The 15994-nt window shown below is 72.4% G+C and carries 15 protein-coding genes; 5 read left to right on the top strand and 10 right to left on the bottom strand.

Features of this window, described 5'->3' with window-relative positions:
* Positions 1-4: 4 nt before the first annotated feature.
* The 4 genes from ACWD0J_RS17950 to ACWD0J_RS17935 are packed head-to-tail and all read right to left on the bottom strand — an operon-like array spanning position 5 to position 4487.
* A complete protein-coding gene (locus ACWD0J_RS17950; protein WP_451496838.1) occupies positions 5-910 on the bottom strand; it encodes a DUF2510 domain-containing protein in 906 nt (301 codons plus the stop codon).
* A gap of 27 nt (positions 911-937) precedes the next feature.
* Entirely contained in the window at positions 938-1729 is a 792-nt protein-coding gene (locus tag ACWD0J_RS17945) for a 3-oxoacyl-ACP reductase (RefSeq protein ID WP_451496771.1), read from the bottom strand.
* Entirely contained in the window at positions 1726-3105 is a 1380-nt protein-coding gene (locus ACWD0J_RS17940) for an aldehyde dehydrogenase family protein (protein WP_451496770.1), read from the bottom strand. Before ACWD0J_RS17940 ends, ACWD0J_RS17945 begins: the two co-directional genes overlap by 4 nt.
* A gap of 11 nt (positions 3106-3116) precedes the next feature.
* Positions 3117-4487, bottom strand: a complete 1371-nt coding sequence (locus tag ACWD0J_RS17935) for a glutamine synthetase family protein (protein ID WP_451496769.1) — start codon at positions 4485-4487, stop codon at positions 3117-3119.
* Positions 4488-4572: 85 nt separating this feature from the next.
* Between ACWD0J_RS17935 and ACWD0J_RS17930 the strand changes: the two genes are divergently transcribed.
* Positions 4573-5307: a FadR/GntR family transcriptional regulator gene (locus ACWD0J_RS17930; protein ID WP_451496768.1), complete on the top strand. Its 735-nt coding sequence runs from the start codon at positions 4573-4575 to the stop codon at positions 5305-5307.
* A 71-nt stretch (positions 5308-5378) separates the two neighbouring features.
* Positions 5379-6068 (top strand): gamma-glutamyl-gamma-aminobutyrate hydrolase family protein, encoded by a 690-nt coding sequence (locus tag ACWD0J_RS17925; RefSeq protein ID WP_451496767.1) that lies wholly within the window; start codon positions 5379-5381, stop codon positions 6066-6068.
* Positions 6069-6230: 162 nt separating this feature from the next.
* Here ACWD0J_RS17925 and ACWD0J_RS17920 read toward each other — a convergent pair whose 3' ends face one another.
* Positions 6231-7184, bottom strand: a complete 954-nt coding sequence (locus tag ACWD0J_RS17920; RefSeq protein WP_451496766.1) for a LysR family transcriptional regulator — start codon at positions 7182-7184, stop codon at positions 6231-6233.
* 70 nt (positions 7185-7254) lie between these two features.
* On the opposite strand from ACWD0J_RS17920, the gene ACWD0J_RS17915 reads away from it, so the two are divergent.
* Positions 7255-8433, top strand: a complete 1179-nt coding sequence (locus ACWD0J_RS17915) for a TDT family transporter (protein ID WP_451496765.1) — start codon at positions 7255-7257, stop codon at positions 8431-8433.
* Here ACWD0J_RS17915 and ACWD0J_RS17910 read toward each other — a convergent pair.
* From ACWD0J_RS17910 to ACWD0J_RS17890, 5 genes are all read right to left on the bottom strand, one after another.
* Positions 8345-9064: a helical backbone metal receptor gene (locus tag ACWD0J_RS17910; protein ID WP_451496837.1), complete on the bottom strand. Its 720-nt coding sequence runs from the start codon at positions 9062-9064 to the stop codon at positions 8345-8347. The genes ACWD0J_RS17915 and ACWD0J_RS17910 overlap by 89 nt on opposite strands.
* 5 nt (positions 9065-9069) lie before the next feature.
* Positions 9070-9657: a helix-turn-helix domain-containing protein gene (locus ACWD0J_RS17905; RefSeq protein ID WP_451496764.1), complete on the bottom strand. Its 588-nt coding sequence runs from the start codon at positions 9655-9657 to the stop codon at positions 9070-9072.
* A 395-nt stretch (positions 9658-10052) separates the two neighbouring features.
* Positions 10053-12671, bottom strand: a complete 2619-nt coding sequence (locus ACWD0J_RS17900; RefSeq protein WP_451496763.1) for an ABC transporter permease/substrate binding protein — start codon at positions 12669-12671, stop codon at positions 10053-10055.
* Positions 12664-13752, bottom strand: a complete 1089-nt coding sequence (locus ACWD0J_RS17895; protein WP_451496762.1) for a quaternary amine ABC transporter ATP-binding protein — start codon at positions 13750-13752, stop codon at positions 12664-12666. The genes ACWD0J_RS17900 and ACWD0J_RS17895 overlap by 8 nt, the downstream gene beginning before the upstream one ends.
* Positions 13753-13875: 123 nt before the next feature.
* The gene (locus ACWD0J_RS17890; protein ID WP_451496761.1) at positions 13876-14007 is read right to left on the bottom strand and encodes a hypothetical protein; all 132 of its coding nucleotides are present in this window, start codon (positions 14005-14007) and stop codon (positions 13876-13878) included.
* A gap of 1 nt (position 14008) precedes the next feature.
* Here ACWD0J_RS17890 and ACWD0J_RS17885 point away from each other — a divergent pair, with 1 nt between their 5' ends.
* Complete coding sequence (locus ACWD0J_RS17885; protein WP_451496836.1) at positions 14009-14938, top strand: 5'-3' exonuclease; 930 nt, start codon at positions 14009-14011, stop codon at positions 14936-14938.
* 149 nt (positions 14939-15087) lie between these two features.
* A complete protein-coding gene (locus ACWD0J_RS17880; RefSeq protein WP_451496760.1) occupies positions 15088-15933 on the top strand; it encodes a siderophore-interacting protein in 846 nt (281 codons plus the stop codon).
* Positions 15934-15994: the final 61 nt, after the last annotated feature.

Here is a 15994-nt window from a genome sequence, read left to right as displayed (position 1 = left end):
CCTGTCAGTTCGACGGGCCGAGGCCGCTGCCCACGCCGCCGCCCCCGTCCGTGTCGTCGACCGACCGGATCCCCTCGGTGATCCGGTCCATGTCGGCGAGCGGCGGCCCGTCCGGGCCGGCGTCGAAGACGAACCGTACGAGCACCGGGGACTCGCTGCCCACGCTGGACGGGAAGACCAGGGACTGGACGTAGCCGCCGGGGCCCTCGGCCGTCCGCACCCGCCAGCGCACGAAGTACCCGGCGCGTCCGGCCACCGCGACCGGCCCGGACGTGACGCGGTGGTGCGACTCGATGCCGCCGTAGGGGCGCCGGTCGAGGGGGTCGCGGTCGTAGGCCGCGTCGGCCGCCTCCGGGATGTCCGCGTTGGCGAGGATCTCGGGGGACCGCTCGTCGTTCCCGGTGACCGTCCGGGAGAGGACCAGGCCGTGGCGGCAGGTGCCGACGCCGGCCGGGCAGTCGTAGGTCCCGTCGTCCGTCGTCATGACGACGTCGTCCTGCGTGACGTGCTCCGGGCTGGTCCAGCCGTCGGGCAACGGCAGGGTGATGCCGTTGAGCTGGTCGACCACGACGGCCGGGTCGCCGGCGGGCGGCGTAGCGGTGGTCGGCGCCGGGGCGGGCTGCTCGCTCGCCGGTGCGGAGGCGGGGGGCACCGGCGCCGGCGCGGTGTTCGCGTCCGGCCCGCCGCCGTCGTCCTCGGCGAGGACGAACGCGCCCGTGACGATCGCGGCGACGAGGACGGCCCCGGCGGTGCCCAGGGCGACGGCCTTGGCCCGTCCCGAGGCACCGTCGGCGGCCGGCGGCCCCGGGGTCCGCGGGGCACGCCGGTGGTCGGTCCACATGGCCCCGTCCCACCAGCGCTCCAGATGCGCGGCGGAGGGGTCGGGGTACCAGCCGGGCGGAGGCGTCATGCTCATCCCGGCACTGTAGGACGGCGCCTACAGCGGGGTGACGTACGCCCCCGAGATGCCGCCGTCCACCAGGAAGTCGGTGGCGTTCACGAAGGAGGAGTCGTCGCTGGCCAGGAAGGCCACGGCGGCGGCGATCTCCTCGGCCTCGGCGAACCGGCCGACGGGGATGTGCACGAGCCGGCGGGCGGCCCGCTCGGGGTCCTTCGCGAACAGCTCCTGCAGCAGGGGGGTGTTGACCGGTCCCGGGCACAGCGCGTTGACCCGGATGCCCTCCCGCGCGAACTGCACGCCCAGTTCACGGGACATGGCGAGGACACCGCCCTTGGAGGCCGTGTACGAGATCTGCGAGGTCGCCGCGCCCATCCGGGCCACGAAGGACGCGGTGTTGATGATCGAGCCCTTGCCCTGGCGCCGCATGTAGGGGATGGCGGCCTTGCAGCACAGGTAGACGGAGGTCAGGTTGACCTCCTGGACGCGCTTCCAGGCCTCCAGGCCGGTCTCCAGGATGGAGTCGTCGTCGGGCGGGGAGATGCCCGCGTTGTTGAAGGCGATGTCGACGCTGCCGTAGGTGTCGTACGCGGTCCTGAAGAGCGCCTCGACCTGCTCGGGGTCGGTGACGTCGACCTTCACGAACGTCCCGCCGACCTCCTCGGCGGCCGCCTTGCCGCGCGTCTCGTCGACGTCGCCGAGGACGACGTGCGCGCCCTCGGAGGCGAGCCGGCGCGCGGTGGCGAGGCCGATGCCGCTGCCGGCTCCGGTGATGACGGCGGTACGGCCGGCCAGGCGGCGGCAGATGATCTCGTCGGTCGATGCGGTCACTGTGCGGGGCCCTCCGTGCTGATGAAGACGTTCTTGGTCTCGGTGAAGGCGGTCAGGGCGTCCGGGCCCAGTTCGCGACCGATGCCGGACTGCTTGTAGCCGCCGAAGGGCGTCCAGTAGCGGACGCTGGAATGGGAGTTGACGGACAGGTTGCCCGCCCGGACCGCCTGGGAGACCCGCAGGGCGCGGCCGACGTCCCGGGTCCAGATGGAGCCGGAGAGGCCGTAGTCGGTGGCGTTGGCCAGGGCCACGGCCTCCGCCTCGTCCTCGAAGGGCAGGACGACGGCGACCGGGCCGAAGACCTCCTCGACGGCCACGCGCGCGCGTGCGTCGACGCCGGTCAGGACGGTGGGCGGGAACCAGAAGCCGGGGCCTTCGGGGGCCTTGCCGCGGATGCCGGGGGCGTCCGCGTCGACGTGGGAACGGACGCGGTCCAGCTGGACCCTGGAGATCAGGGGGCCCATCTGCGTCTGCTCGTCGGCCGGGTCGCCGACGCGGACCGACTCGATGCCCGGAGCCAGCAGATCGAGGAAGCGGTCGTACGCGGAGCGCTGGACGAGGATGCGGGTGCGGGCGCAGCAGTCCTGGCCGGCGTTGTCGAGGAAGGCCATGGGGGCAGCCCTCGCCGCGGCTTCGAGGTCGGCGTCGGCGAAGACGATGTTGGGGCTCTTGCCGCCGAGTTCGAGGGTGACGCGCTTGAGGAGGGCAGAGCCCTTCGCCAGCACCTGCTTGCCCACGGCCGTCGACCCGGTGAAGACGATCTTCGCGACGCCCGGATGCCCGACGAGCGCGTCGCCCGCGACGGGGCCGTGCCCGGGCAACACCTGGAACAGGCCTTCGGGCAGGCCCGCTTCGAGGGCGAGTTCGGCCAGGCGCAGGGCGGTCAGCGGGGTCGTCTCGGCTGGTTTGAGGAGCACCGCGTTGCCCGCGGCGAGCGCCGGGGCGGTGCCCCAGGCCGCGATCGGCATCGGGAAGTTCCAGGGGGCGATGACGCCGACGACACCCAGCGGTTCGAGGATCGTGACGTCGAGGCCGCCGGGCACCGGGATCTGGCGTCCGGTCAGCCGTTCCACTCCGCCGGCGGCGTAGTCGAGGAGGTCGCGCACGTTGCCCGCTTCCCAGCGGGCGTTGCCGATGGTGTGCCCGGCCTCCCGGACCTCCAGCCCGGCGAGTTCTCCGACGTGTTCGTCGACCTTCGCCGCGAACCGGCGCAGCAGCCGCGCCCGGTCGCCGGGCGCGAGGGCGGCCCATCGGGACTGTGCCCCCGTGGCGCGTACGACAGCGGCGTCCACGTCGGCGGCGGTCGCGGCCGGGACGGTGGCGATCACCTCCTCGGTGGCCGGGTTCAGTACCTGGAGTTCGGGCTGCTGGGACAAGAATCGACCTCTCACAGGCGTTCGAAGGAGCGGCGCAGCTCCCAGTCGGTCACGGCGGCGTCGAAGGCGTCCAGTTCGACGCGAGCCATGTTGCGGTAGTGCGCGACGACCTCGTCACCGAAGGCGGCCCGGGCGATCGGGCTGTTCTCCCAGAGCTCGGCGGCCTCGCGGAGCGTGGTGGGGACGTGCGCGTAGCCGCCGGTGTACGCGTTGCCCGTGCAGGCCTGCGGCAGCTCCAGCTTCTGCTCGATGCCGTGCAGGCCCGCCGCCACCAGGCCGGCCACCGCGAGGTGCGGGTTCACGTCACCGCCGGGCAGCCGGTTCTCGAAGCGCAGGGAGCGGCCGTGGCCGACGACGCGGAGCGCGCAGGTGCGGTTGTCCTGGCCCCAGGCGACGGCGGTCGGGGCGAAGGAGCCCGGCTGGAACCGCTTGTAGGAGTTGATGTTGGGGGCGTAGAGCAGGGAGAAGTCGCGCAGGGCGGCCAGCTGTCCGGCGAGGAAGTACCGCATGACGTCGGACATGCCGCCCTCGTCGTCCGCGGAACCGGCCATGGCGTTGTCGCCGGCCGCGTCCGTGAGCGAGAGGTGGATGTGGCAGGAGTTGCCCTCGCGTTCGTTGTACTTGGCCATGAAGGTGAGCGACACGCCCTCCTGGGCGGCGATCTCCTTGGCGCCGGTCTTGTAGACGGCGTGCTGGTCGCAGGTGACCAGGGCCTCGTCGTAGCGGAAGACGATCTCGTGCTGGCCGGGGTTGCACTCGCCCTTGGCGGACTCGACGGTGAGGCCGGCGGCGGCCATCTCGTTGCGGATGCGGCGCAGCAGCGGCTCGATGCGGCCGGTGCCGAGCACGGAGTAGTCGACGTTGTACTGGTTGACCGGGGTCAGGCCCCGGTAGCCGGCGTCCCAGGCCTGCTCGTAGCTGTCCTTGAAGACGATGAACTCCAGCTCGGTGCCGACCTGGGCGGTGAAGCCGTGCTCGGCGAGGCGCTCCAGCTGGCGGCGCAGGATCTGGCGGGGGGCGGCGACGACCGGCGAGCCGTCGCTCCAGGCGAGGTCGGCGATCAGCATCGCGGTCCCGGCGTTCCAGGGGACGCGGCGCAGGGTGGAGAGGTCCGGGTGCATGGCGAAGTCGCCGTAGCCCCGCTCCCAGGAGGACATGGCGTACCCGTCGACGGTGTTCATCTCGGTGTCGACGGCGAGGAGGTAGTTGCAGCCCTCGGTGCCGTGGTGGAGGACCTCGTCGAGGAAGAAGCGGGCGGCGAACCGCTTGCCCTGGAGCCGCCCTTGCATGTCGGGGAAGGCCAGGACGACAGTGTCGATCTCACCGCCGGCGACGAGGGCGTGCAGCTCCTCGACGCCGAGCGGGGGTGTGCGGTCTGCCACGGGAAAGCCTCCTTCGGCTTCTACGGTCAGCCGGAAGCCATAAGGTATTTCGGAGAACCATTGCTTGGGAAGGGGGCGCGGCCACATGTCGCTGGAGGCTGACGGCGGCCGGGACGACCGGCTGACGCCGGTGCTGCGGCCGGTGCGGGCGGGCAACGGCTTCGAGGAGGCGCTGGAGCAGATCCTCCAGGTCGTCCGGCTCGGCCTGGTGCCGGGCGGGGAGCGGCTGCCCGCGGAGCGGGAACTGGCGGAGCGGCTCGGGATCAGCCGGGTGACGCTGCGCGAGGTGCTGAAGGTGCTCCAGGACCAGGGGCTGGTGGAGTCGCGGCGCGGGCGGTACGGCGGAACGTTCGTCCTGCCGCGCACGGACGCGGGTGGCGAGGAGGAGCTGCGGCGGCGGATCTCCGCGGTCGACATCGAGGACGTCCTGCGCTTCCGGGAGGTGCTGGAGGTGGGCGCGGCGGGGCTGTGCGCGACGTACGGGCTGTCGGCTGAGCAAGGGGACCGGCTGCGGGAGGCCCTGGCCGCCACCCGGGACGCCCCGCTGTCCGAGTACCGCCGCCTGGACACCCTGCTCCACCTCACCCTCGCCGAGCTGTGCGGCTCGCCGAGCCTGACCGCGCGGTACGCGGCGGTACGGGCCTCGGTGAACGACCTGCTCGACTGCATCCCGCTCCTGGTGCGCAACCTGGAGCACTCCCAGCGCCAGCACACCGCGCTGGTCGAGGCGGTCCTGGACGGCGACGCGGACGGGGCGCGGGAGATGATGCGGGAGCACTGCGCCGGGACGGCGGCGCTGCTGCGGGGCTTCCTGGCATGAGGCAGCGGCAGCGGCAGCCGGGATCGGAAAGGTATGACGACAGTCCATTGAGGGCGGGCGCGGAGGGGCACATGTCGGACAGGCCGTTGATCGGTGTCAGTACGTATCTGGAGGCCGGGACGCGCTGGCGCGTGTGGGAGCTGGAGGCGGCACTGCTGCCCGCCGGATATCCCCGGCTCGTGCAGCGGGCGGGCGGTCTGGCCGCGATGCTGCCGCCGGACGCGCCGGAGCACGCCGCCGCCGCCGTCGCCCGCCTCGACGGCCTGGTGATCGCGGGCGGCCCGGACGTCGACCCGGTCCGCTACGGTGCCGAGCGCCACCCGCGCACCGGACCGCCCGCCCGCGCCCGGGACGCGTGGGAACTCGCCCTCGTCGGCGCGGCGCTCGCCGCCGGGGTGCCGCTGCTGGGCATCTGCCGGGGCATGCAGCTGCTGAACGTCGCCCTCGGTGGCACGCTCGTCCAGCACATCGACGGGCACGCGGAGGTGCCGGGCGTCTTCGGCCGGCATCCGGTGAAGCCCGTGCCGGGCACGTCGTACGCCGACGCGGTCCCGGAGGAGACCTCGGTGCCCACCTACCACCACCAGGCCGTGGACCGGCTGGGCGCGGGGCTGATCGCGTCGGCGCACGCGGCGGACGGGACGGTGGAGGCCGTGGAGCTGCCTGGTCCCCCGTGGGTGATGGGCGTGCAGTGGCATCCGGAGATGGGCGAGGACCTGCGGGTGATGCGCGCGCTGGTCGACGCGGCGCGGGGGGCGTGAGGGGTTCTTTCGCCCCCGCCGCCCCTTCCCTTCCCTGCCCGTCCTTCTGGGGCTCCGCCCCAGACCCCGCTCCTCAGACCCCGCTCCTCAGGCGCCGGAGGGGCTGGATCCAGCCGGGTCTGGGGCGCAGCCCCAGAGGGACGGGAAACATCCCCGCGGCCACTACCCCCGCGTCAGCGACAGCAGATCCCTCGCCGGCCCCACCGGACGGTGGCCCGTGGGCCAGACCGCTCTCAGGTCGCGGGCCAGGGCGACGCCGTCCACCGGCACCCGCACCAGGCGCCGCATCGCCAGCTCCTCCCCCACCGCCAGTTCGCTCAGCACCGCCGGTCCCGCCCCGCTGACCGCCGCCGCCTTCACGGCCGTGGTGGACGACAGTTCGATCAGCGGCCGTGCCAGTCCGCCGAGCGCCACGTCCAGGACCTGCCGCGTCCCCGACCCCTCCTCCCGCAGGATCAACGGTGTCACCGCCAGCTCCGACGCCTCCAGGGAACGGCGACGGCGGGCCCAGGGGTGACCGGGTGCCGTCACCACGATGAGGTGGTCGTGGGCGATGACCACGGAGTCCAGACCCGTCGGCACGGTGAGCCCCTCCACGAAACCGAGGTCCGCCTCGTCGGCCAGCAGCCGTTCCGCCACCACCGTCGAGTTGCCCGCGAGCAGCGACACCGCGGTGCCCGGCCGCTGGGCGCGCAGCGCGAGCAGCCAGCCCGGCAGCAGGTACTCGGCGATCGTCATGCTCGCCGCCACCCGGAGCCGGGAGTCCCGCCGGTCCCGCAGGGCCTGCGCACCCGCGTCGAAGGCCTCCGCCGCCTCGACGATCCGCCGCGCCCAGTCCGTGACCAGCGCGCCGGCGTCCGTCAGGCGCGAGCCACGCGGTGAACGGTCCACCAGCGCCACCCCCAGCTGGCGTTCCATGGACCGGATCCGGCTGCTGGCCGCGGGCTGTGTGATCCCCATCTCGCGCGCCGCCCCGCCGAGGCTTCCGAGCCGCGCCACCGCCAGCAGCAGCTCCAGCGCCCCGAGATCGGGCACCCGGTGCGCCAGCGGCCCGCCGCCCCCCGCCTGGCCCTGGCTGTGCCCCTGCCCCTGTCCCCGCCCCTCCGCGCCGCTCATAAGGACAGCTTATGCCCTCATAGCTCCGTCCTCCCTGGTCGCCGCCCTCCGCCGACGAGACCGTGGACCCATGCTCACCGCGGCCCAGCCCCTCCCCCGTGCCACCGCGCACCCGCCTCACCCGCGCGCCGTCGCCGTCCGTCACCTCGGACCGAACTGGTACGCCACCGTCATGGGCACCGCCGTCGTCGCCACCGCCGGGGCCGCGCTGCCCCCGCGCGTCCCGGGTCTGCGGACCGTCTGCGCCTGCGTCTGGGTCCTGTCCCTGGTGCTGCTCCTCGTCCTGCTCTGCGCCCGCGCCCTGCACTGGAGGCACCACCGCGACCAGGCCCGCGCCCACCTCCTCGACCCGGCCGTCGCGCCCTTCTACGGCTGCCTCTCGATGGCCCTGCTGGCCGTCGGCGGCGGGGCCGTCACCGTCGGCCGGGACTGGATCGGCACCGAAGCGGCGGTCGCGCTCGACGCCGTGCTGTTCGGCGCGGGTACGGCCGTGGGGCTCGGGGCCGCCGTCGCCGTGCCGTACCTGATGGCCGTACGCCATCGCGTCGAGCCCGGACAGGCCACGCCCGTCTGGCTGCTGCCGGTCGTCGCGCCCATGGTGTCCGCCGCGCTCGGGCCGCTCCTGGTGCCGCATCTGCCGCCCGGGCAGGCGCGGGCGACCCTGCTTCTCGCCTGCTTCGCGCTGTTCGGGCTGAGTCTGTCGGCGACCCTGCTGATGCTGCCGGTGGTCTTCGGACGGCTGGTCACCGGCGGGCCGCTCCCGCTCGCCCTCACCCCGACCCTGTTCCTGGTCCTCGGTCCGCTGGGCCAGTCCACCACCGCCGTCGGCGCGTTCGCGGACGTGGCGCCGGGGGTCCTGCCGGCCCCCTACAGCCAGGGCTTCGGCGTCCTCGCCGTCCTCTACGGCGTGCCCGTCATGGGGTTCGCGCTGCTGTGGCTCGGTCTCGCCACCGCCCACGTCGTACGGGCCCGCCGGCACGGCATGCGCTTCGCGATGACCTGGTGGGCGTTCACCTTCCCGGTCGGCACCTGCGTCACCGGCGCCGCGTCGCTGGCCCGGCACACCGGGCTGCTCGCCTACGACTGGCCGGCGGTCGGGCTGTACGTCGTCCTGGTCGCCGCCTGGGGCACCGCCGCCGTGCACACCGTGCGCGGTCTGGTCAGCGGCGAGCTGCTCGCAGCGCCGCGCCCAGCACCCGCGGCGCCTCGGCCAGCGACGGTCCGTACCACGTCAGGTGCCGTCCGCTGACCAGCGCGCTCGGTACTCCGGGGAAGGCCTCCGGGCCGTCGTCGGCCGTGAAGCGGTACGGCTCGTCCGGGAGGACCACCAGGTCGGGGGCGCTCGCACGGAGTTCCCCGACCGGGATGCGCGGATAGCGCTCGGGGTGGCCGGCGTACACGTGGCCGACGCCCAGGCGGGCCAGCACGTCGCCCGCGAAGGTGTCCCGGCCCAGGACCGTCCACGGCCGTCGCCAGACCGGGACGACCGCCGTCCTGCGGTGTTCGGGCCGCCGCAGCGCCGACCAGGCCCGCTCGGCCTCGTCCAGCCATCGCGGCCGGGCCGCCGCCCCGCACGCCTCGGTCACCCGGGCCAGTTCCCGGAAGGCCTGCGGCACGTCGCGCACCTCGGTCACCAGCACCTCGACGCCCGCCTCGCGCAGGGCCGCCAGGTCGGGGGCGCGGTTCTCCTCCTCGTTGGCGATCACCAGGTCCGGGGCGAGGGCGACGATCCGGTCGAGCCGCGGGTTCTTGGTGCCGCCGACACGGGGGACGTCGAGGTCCGCGGGGTGCGTGCACCAGTCCGTCGCGCCGACGAGGGCGCCGGGGGTCGTCGCGGCCACGGCCTCGGTGAGGGAGGGGACGAGCGAGACGACGCGCACGGGCGTCACGGGCGGGGCCGGTCCCGGACCGCCTCGATGTGTTCGGCCACCGCGACGACGATCACCCGGGTGTCGGCCACCGTCGCCCGCCACCGGTGGCGCACGCCGCCGGTGAGGTACAGGGTGTCGCCACGGCCCAGCCGGTAGGCGCGGCCCTCCGCCTCGATCTCCACGGCGCCGTCGGCGACGTACATCAACTGGTCGTTGCGGTACTGGAATTCACGGCCCGCGTCGTGGTCGCCGGTGAACTCCGAGGCGTGCATCTGGTGATGGCCGCGCACCAGGGAGCGCACCTGGGGGTCGTCCGCCGGGTCGGCCGCGGCGGTGTGCTCGACGCCCTCCGCGCGGACCACGTCCACGCTGCACGCCGGGTCGGCGGCGGCGAGGAGCTCCACGGCGGTGGTGCGCAGCGCGTCGGCGACCTTCTCCAGCGAGCTTCTGCTGGGCCGCGCGCGTTCGTTCTCGATCTGGCTCAGGAAGGGGACCGACAGGCCGCTGCGTTCGGCCACGACGGCGAGGGTGAGCTCCAGTGCCCGGCGCCGGCGGCGCACGGCCGCGCCCACCCGAAGTGGCTGTTCTTTGTGGTCGCCCATCGCTCCGGCTCCCTCCTCGGCTCGTCGGTCCGTCCTGATGCCTTGTCTGCACCCTACGCATGTTCGGCAAACCGTTTCACGCGGCCGTCACATCGATGTCACGCGGTGTGCGGCCGGACCTCACAGTTCGCGCCAGCGCGACGGCTCCGGATCCGCCGGGCGCAGGTACGGACCGCTGTGGTGGCGCGGTGTCGCGGGGGTGCGTCCCCCGGCTGTTCCCGGAGTACGGCGAAGCTCGGGCTGGGGCGTCGCTGTATGTGGTTGGCCGAATCCTTACGGTGAGTCCTCGCGGTGAATTCCTCTCGTGAGCCGGGCACATGACCCGGGGACGGGCCCCGCCCCACGCTGTCAGGACGTGTGGGAAGGCCCGCCCCCGGGCGGTGTCGGCGCAGCGGCTACTGCGGTGTCATCCGGCCGGCCACGTCCGGGTGCTCCTTCAGCCAGGCGGCGACCGCCTCCTCCTCGTTCCCCTGTCCGCGCTTGTTGATCTCGGCCTCCAGGGTGCCGAGTTCGTCCTCGCTCATCCTGAAGTTCTTGATCCACTTGGTGAGCTGCGGGTACTGCCCGGGGAACTTCTCGTTGGCGATCGTGCGGATCGTGTTGCCCTCGCCGAAGAGCTTCTTGCCGTCCTTCAGCTTGGTCAGGCGGTACTGGCTGTACGCCCAGTGCGGCGACCACAGGACGACCGCGACGGGCTCCTTCTTGGCGTAGGCGCGCTTGAGCTCGGCCAGCATCGCCGGCGTGGAGCCGTCGACGACCTCGTACTCCTTGTCCAGGCCGTAGCCGGGCAGGACCTTCGTCTTGAGCAGGTCCATCTCGCCGGTGCCCGGCTCGATGCCGATGATCTTCCCGTCGAAGAGATCGGCCCTGCCCTTGAGGTCCTCGTAGGACTTCACGTCCTTGACGTACGAGGGCACGGCGATCTCCAGCGAGGTCGGTTCGTACCAGGTGCCCAGGTCCGCGAGTCTGTCCTTGCTCTTGTCCCAGTAGTTCTTCTGCGCGTACGGCAGCCAGGCGTCGAAGTTGAGGTCGAGGTCCCCGGAGGCGAGACCGGTGTAGACCGGGCCGACGTCCATCTGCTTGAGGTTCAGCTTGTAGCCGCGCCGCTCCAGGACGTTCTTCCACAGGTAGGTGACGGCGATGTCCTCGTCCCAGGGGAACCAGGCCACGTCGATGGGCCGCTTCGCCTCGGCGGGGACCGCTGCGGAGCCGCCCGGGACGGGGGCCAGCTTGTCGACGACGTCCGGGTGCTGCTTCAGCCAGGCACGCACGGCGTCCTGCTGCCTGCCCTTGGCCGCCTTGTTGATCTCGGCTTCCAGGCTGGTGAGCTGCTTCTCGTCCATGGTGAAGTTCTTCAGCCACTCACCGACGACCGGGTTCTCGGCCGCGAAGCCCTTGCGGGCCACCGTGTGCACGCCGTCGCCCTTGCCCCAGGCACCCTTGGGGTCCTTCAGCTTCTTCAGGTCGTAGTCGCTGTACGCCCAGTGCGGCGACCAGAGCGTGACGACGATCGGCTGCTTGTGGCTGTAGGCGCGCTTGAGCTCGGCCAGCATCGCGGGCGTGGAGCTGTCGACGACCTTGTACTCCTTGTCGAGGCCGTACTCCTTGAGGACCTTGCTCTTGAGCAGGCCCGTCATGCCGGCGCTGGACTCGATGCCGGTGATCTTCCCGCCGAAGCCGGCGGCCTTGCCCTTGAGGTCCTCCAGGGAGTCGACGCCCTTCACGTACGAGGGCACGCTCAGCTCAAGGGAGGTCTGGCCGTACCAGGCCCCCAGGTCCTCCAGCTGGGCGCCGTACTTCTTCCAGTACTGCTCGTGGGTGGTCGGCAGCCACGCGTCGGTCTGGAAGTCGACGCTGCCCTGGGCGAGGGAGGTGTAGAGCGGCCCGGCATCGAACTGCCTGGTGTCCACCTGGAAGCCCCGTTCCTCGAGGATCTCCTTCCACAGGTAGGTGGAGGCGACGCCCTCGTCCCAGGGGATGTAGCCGATGCTGATCTTCTTGCCCTGGCCGACGTCCTTGCCGTCGGCGGTGGCGGTGGTGCCGTCCGTGGAGCCGCCGAAGACGCCCATGCCGCCCGCGACCAGGGCGAGGACCACCACACCGATCACGGCGACCTGCGGCCGGGGCCGGTAGGACCAGACCTTCACTCCCTGGCCGGCGCGGGCCTTGGCGGCGGCGCGGCGGCCCAGCGGGGAGACATGGACGCCCAGGGCGCTGGTCATCCGGTCGAGGTAGATCGCCAGGATCACGATGGCGACGCCGGCCTCGGAGCCGAGTCCGACGTTGAGCTGTCCGATGGCCTCGTTGACGTCGCCGCCGAGGCCGCCGGTGCCGACCATGCCGGCGATCGCGGCCATGGACAGGCCGAGCATGATGACCTGGTTGACGCCGGCCATGACGGTGGGCAGCGCCAGCGGCAGCTGGACGCGCAGCAAGGTGTTGCGGGGTGTGGTGCCGAACGCCTCGGCGGCCTCGACCAGTTCCTTGTCGACCTGGCGGATGCCCAGCTCGGTCATGCGCACACCGGGGGCCAGCGCGAAGATCAGGGTGGCGACGATGCCCGCGGAGGCGCCGGTGCCGAAGAACAGGATCGCCGGGATGAGGTAGATCATCGCGGGGAGCGTCTGCATGAAGTCCAGCACCGGCCGGACCAGTCCGCTGACCCGGTCGGAGCGCGCCGCCCAGATGCCCACCGGCACGGAGATCACCAGCGCGATGAGCGTGGCGACGAGGACCAGCGACAGCGTCACCATCGCGTTGTCCCACAGTTCGAGGGAGTCGATGAAGGCGAAGCCCGCGAAGGTGAGGACACCGGCCAGCGTGCCGCGCAGCCAGAACGCGAGCACGGCGAAGATGCCCGCGAGCAGCAGGGGTTCGGGCGCCTGGAGGACGGTCTCGATGCCGTCGTAGGTGCCGGTGAAGACGGTCTTGAGGAAGTCGAAGAGCCAGGCCATGTGGCCCAGCAGCCAGTCGACGGCGTCGTTGACCCAGTCGCCGAGCGGAATCCTAGGCACGGGACATCACCTTGCCCTCACCCTTGTCCCGCGGGGAGTCGCAGGCCACGGGTGCGCCCCACTCGTCGCCGAGGAACCCGACGAGGCGTTGTCTCGGTACCACGCCGACGGGTGCGCCCTTCGCGTCGAGGACCGTCACGGGGTGCGTCAGGCGGGCGCTGATCGCGCACAGTTCGGCGAACGGCGTGTCCGGCGTCGCGGTCTCGCAGCCGCACCGGCCCTCGTCGCCGCGCACGTCCGTGTCCATCACGGCGGACGCGGTCAGCACGCGGGAGCGGTCGACGTCCTGGATGAAGGAGGCGACGTAGTCGTTCGCGGGGCGGACGAGGATGTCCTCGGCCGTGCCGTTCTGGACGATGCGGCCGTCGCGCATGACGGCGATGCGGTCGCCCAGGCGCATGGCCTCGTTGAGGTCGTGGGTGATGAAGACGATCGTCTTCTTCAGGGTCTGCTGGAGCTGGAGGAGCTGGTCCTGCATGTCGCGGCGGATCAGCGGGTCGAGCGCGCTGAACGACTCGTCCATGAGGAGCAGTTCGGCGTCGGTGGCGAGGGCGCGGGCCAGGCCCACGCGCTGCTGCATGCCGCCGGACAGTTCGTCGGGCCAGGACTTCTCCCAGCCGGCCAGCCCGCACAGGGCGAGCGACTCGGCGGCCCGCGCCTCGCGCTCGCGCCGGGGCACGCCCTGGACGGACAGTCCGTAGGCGGCGTTCTCCAGGACGCTGCGGTGCGGGAAGAGCGCGAAGTGCTGGAAGACCATGCTGATCTTCCTGGCGCGGACCTCGCGCAGTGCGCGGTCGCCGAGCGCGGTCAGGTTCTCCCCGCCGAAGCCGACGTGGCCCGCGGTCGGCTCCAGAAGACCGTTGAGCATGCGCAGCAGGGTGGACTTGCCGGAGCCGGACAGCCCCATCACGACGAAGATCTCGCCGGGTTCCACCGTGAACGAGGCGTCGATCACGGCGGCGGTGGTGCCGTCGGCGCGCAGTTCCTCCCGGCCGGCTCCCTTGCGGAGCCGCTCGACCGCCTCGTCGGGTCGTCGTCCGAACACCTTGTAAAGCCCTGCGGCCTCAAGTCTGGATGACACGCGTACCTCTTGTCTCGGCGGGCAGAAGCGGAGGAGGCCACCCACAGATGAAGGTGCAACCGGCGTCGCTCCGAAGCGGCCCCTGCCCCGACGCCTTTCGGCCAAACGCGGGCGTGTCCCAGTTCACAGGACGTTTACGTCCCCCTGTTGGCCGTCGGCCTCCGCGCGGAGGCCGTCGCCGGCGCCCCCGCCGAGCCTGCCGACACCGCCGTCGGCACAGTCACCGCCGCCCTCGGTGTCAGTGCGGTACGGCATGATGCGTGGCGTGACCGGACGACTGATGCTGCTCGACACCGCCTCGCTCTATTTCCGCGCCTACTTCGGCGTCCCGGAGTCCGTGAAGGCCCCGGACGGGACGCCGGTGAACGCCGTGCGCGGACTGCTGGAGTTCATCGACCGCCTGGTCAAGGACCACCGCCCCGGCCATCTGGTGGCGTGCATGGACGCCGACTGGCGGCCCCAGTGGCGGGTCGACCTCATCCCCTCCTACAAGGCCCACCGCGTCGCCGAGGAGCACGAGAGCGGCCCGGACGAGGAAGAGGTGCCGGACACCCTCTCGCCCCAGGTGCCGGTCATCGAGACCGTCCTGGACGCGCTCGGCATCGCCCGGGTGGGCGTCGCCCGGTACGAGGCCGACGACGTGATCGGCACGTTCACCGCGCGCGCGAAGGGACCGGTCGACATCGTCACCGGCGACCGCGACCTGTACCAGCTGGTGGACGACGCGCGCGGGGTGCGCGTGCTGTACCCGCTCAAGGGCGTGGGCAGCCTGCAGCTGACGGACGAGGCGTGGCTGCGCGAGAAGTACGGGGTCGACGGCTCCGGGTACGCGGATCTGGCGCTGCTGCGCGGCGACCCGAGCGACGGCCTGCCCGGCGTGCCCGGCATCGGCGAGAAGACGGCGGCCAAGCTGCTCGCCGAGTTCGGTGACCTGGCCGGGATCATCGCGGCGGTCGACGACCCGAAGGCGAAGCTCACCCCGTCGCAGCGCAAGCGGCTGGACGAGTCACGGCCGTATCTGGCGGTGGCGCCGAAGGTGGTCAAGGTGGCGGACGACGTCCCGCTGCCGGACGTCGACACGACGCTGCCGCGCGCCCCGCGCGACCCCGCGGCCCTGGAGGAGCTGGCCGCCCGCTGGGGGCTCGGCGGATCACTGCACCGGCTGCTCGCCACCCTCGCGGTGTGATCGACGCGCGCGTGCTCCCCGCGGAATTCTCAGACCCGGGGAGCAAGATTCAGTACGGGAGGCCGGGGGACCTGTCGTGTCAGAGGGGCATTCCGCAGAGGGAGATGCTAACTTAGGTAAGCCTAACTATAGGGATCAGGGAGGCCGCCATGGCAGAACGACCGGGACGCAAGCCGCGCAAACCCCACACCGCGCAGGTCATCCGTACCGAACGGCTGACTCCCCACATGCAGCGTGTGGTGCTCGGCGGCCCGGGTCTGGCCGATTTCTCGGCGGACACCTGCACCGATCACTATGTGAAGCTGCTCTTCCCGGCGGACGGGGTGACCTACCCGGAGCCCTTCGACATGGAGCGGATCCGCGAGGAGTTCCCGCGTGAGCGGTGGCCGGTGACGCGGACGTACACCGTGCGCGCCTGGGACGCCCAGCACCGCGAGCTGACGCTGGACTTCGTGATCCACGGCGACGAGGGCCTGGCCGGCCCCTGGGCGATGCGCGTCCAGCCGGGCGAGACGGTCCGGTTCATCGGCCCCGGTGGCGCCTACGCCCCCGACCCGGGCGCCGACTGGCATCTGCTCGCCGGCGACGAGAGCGCGCTGCCGGCCATCGCGCGATCCCTGGAGGCGCTGCCGGACGGTGCCCGGGCCCACGCCTTCATCGAGGTCTCCGGGCCGGAGGAGGAGCAGAAGATCGACTCCGACGTGGAGGTCGTCTGGCTGCACCGCGGCGGCCGGCCCGTCGGCGCGGCGCTGACCGAGGCCGTACGCGCGCTGGAGTTCCCCGAGGGCCGGGTGTGCGCGTTCGTGCACGGCGAGGCGCACTTCGTGAAAGAGCTGCGCCGGCTGCTGCGGGTCGAGCGCGGGGTCGCGCGCGAGGAGTTGTCGATCTCCGGCTACTGGCGGCTCGGCCACAACGAGGACGGCTGGCAGGCCTCCAAGCGGGAGTGGAACGCGCGGATCGAGGTCGAGCAGGAGGGCGTGGCGACACCCTCCTGACCTGCGCGGATCATCGACGCCGACGCCGGGAGGGACGACGAGTGCTTTCGTCGTCCCTCCC

Source organism: Streptomyces sp. NPDC003011 (assembly GCF_053591515.1).
The sequence above is the reverse complement of the archived record's forward strand: the minus strand, read 5'-3'. Positions and strand labels throughout refer to the sequence as shown.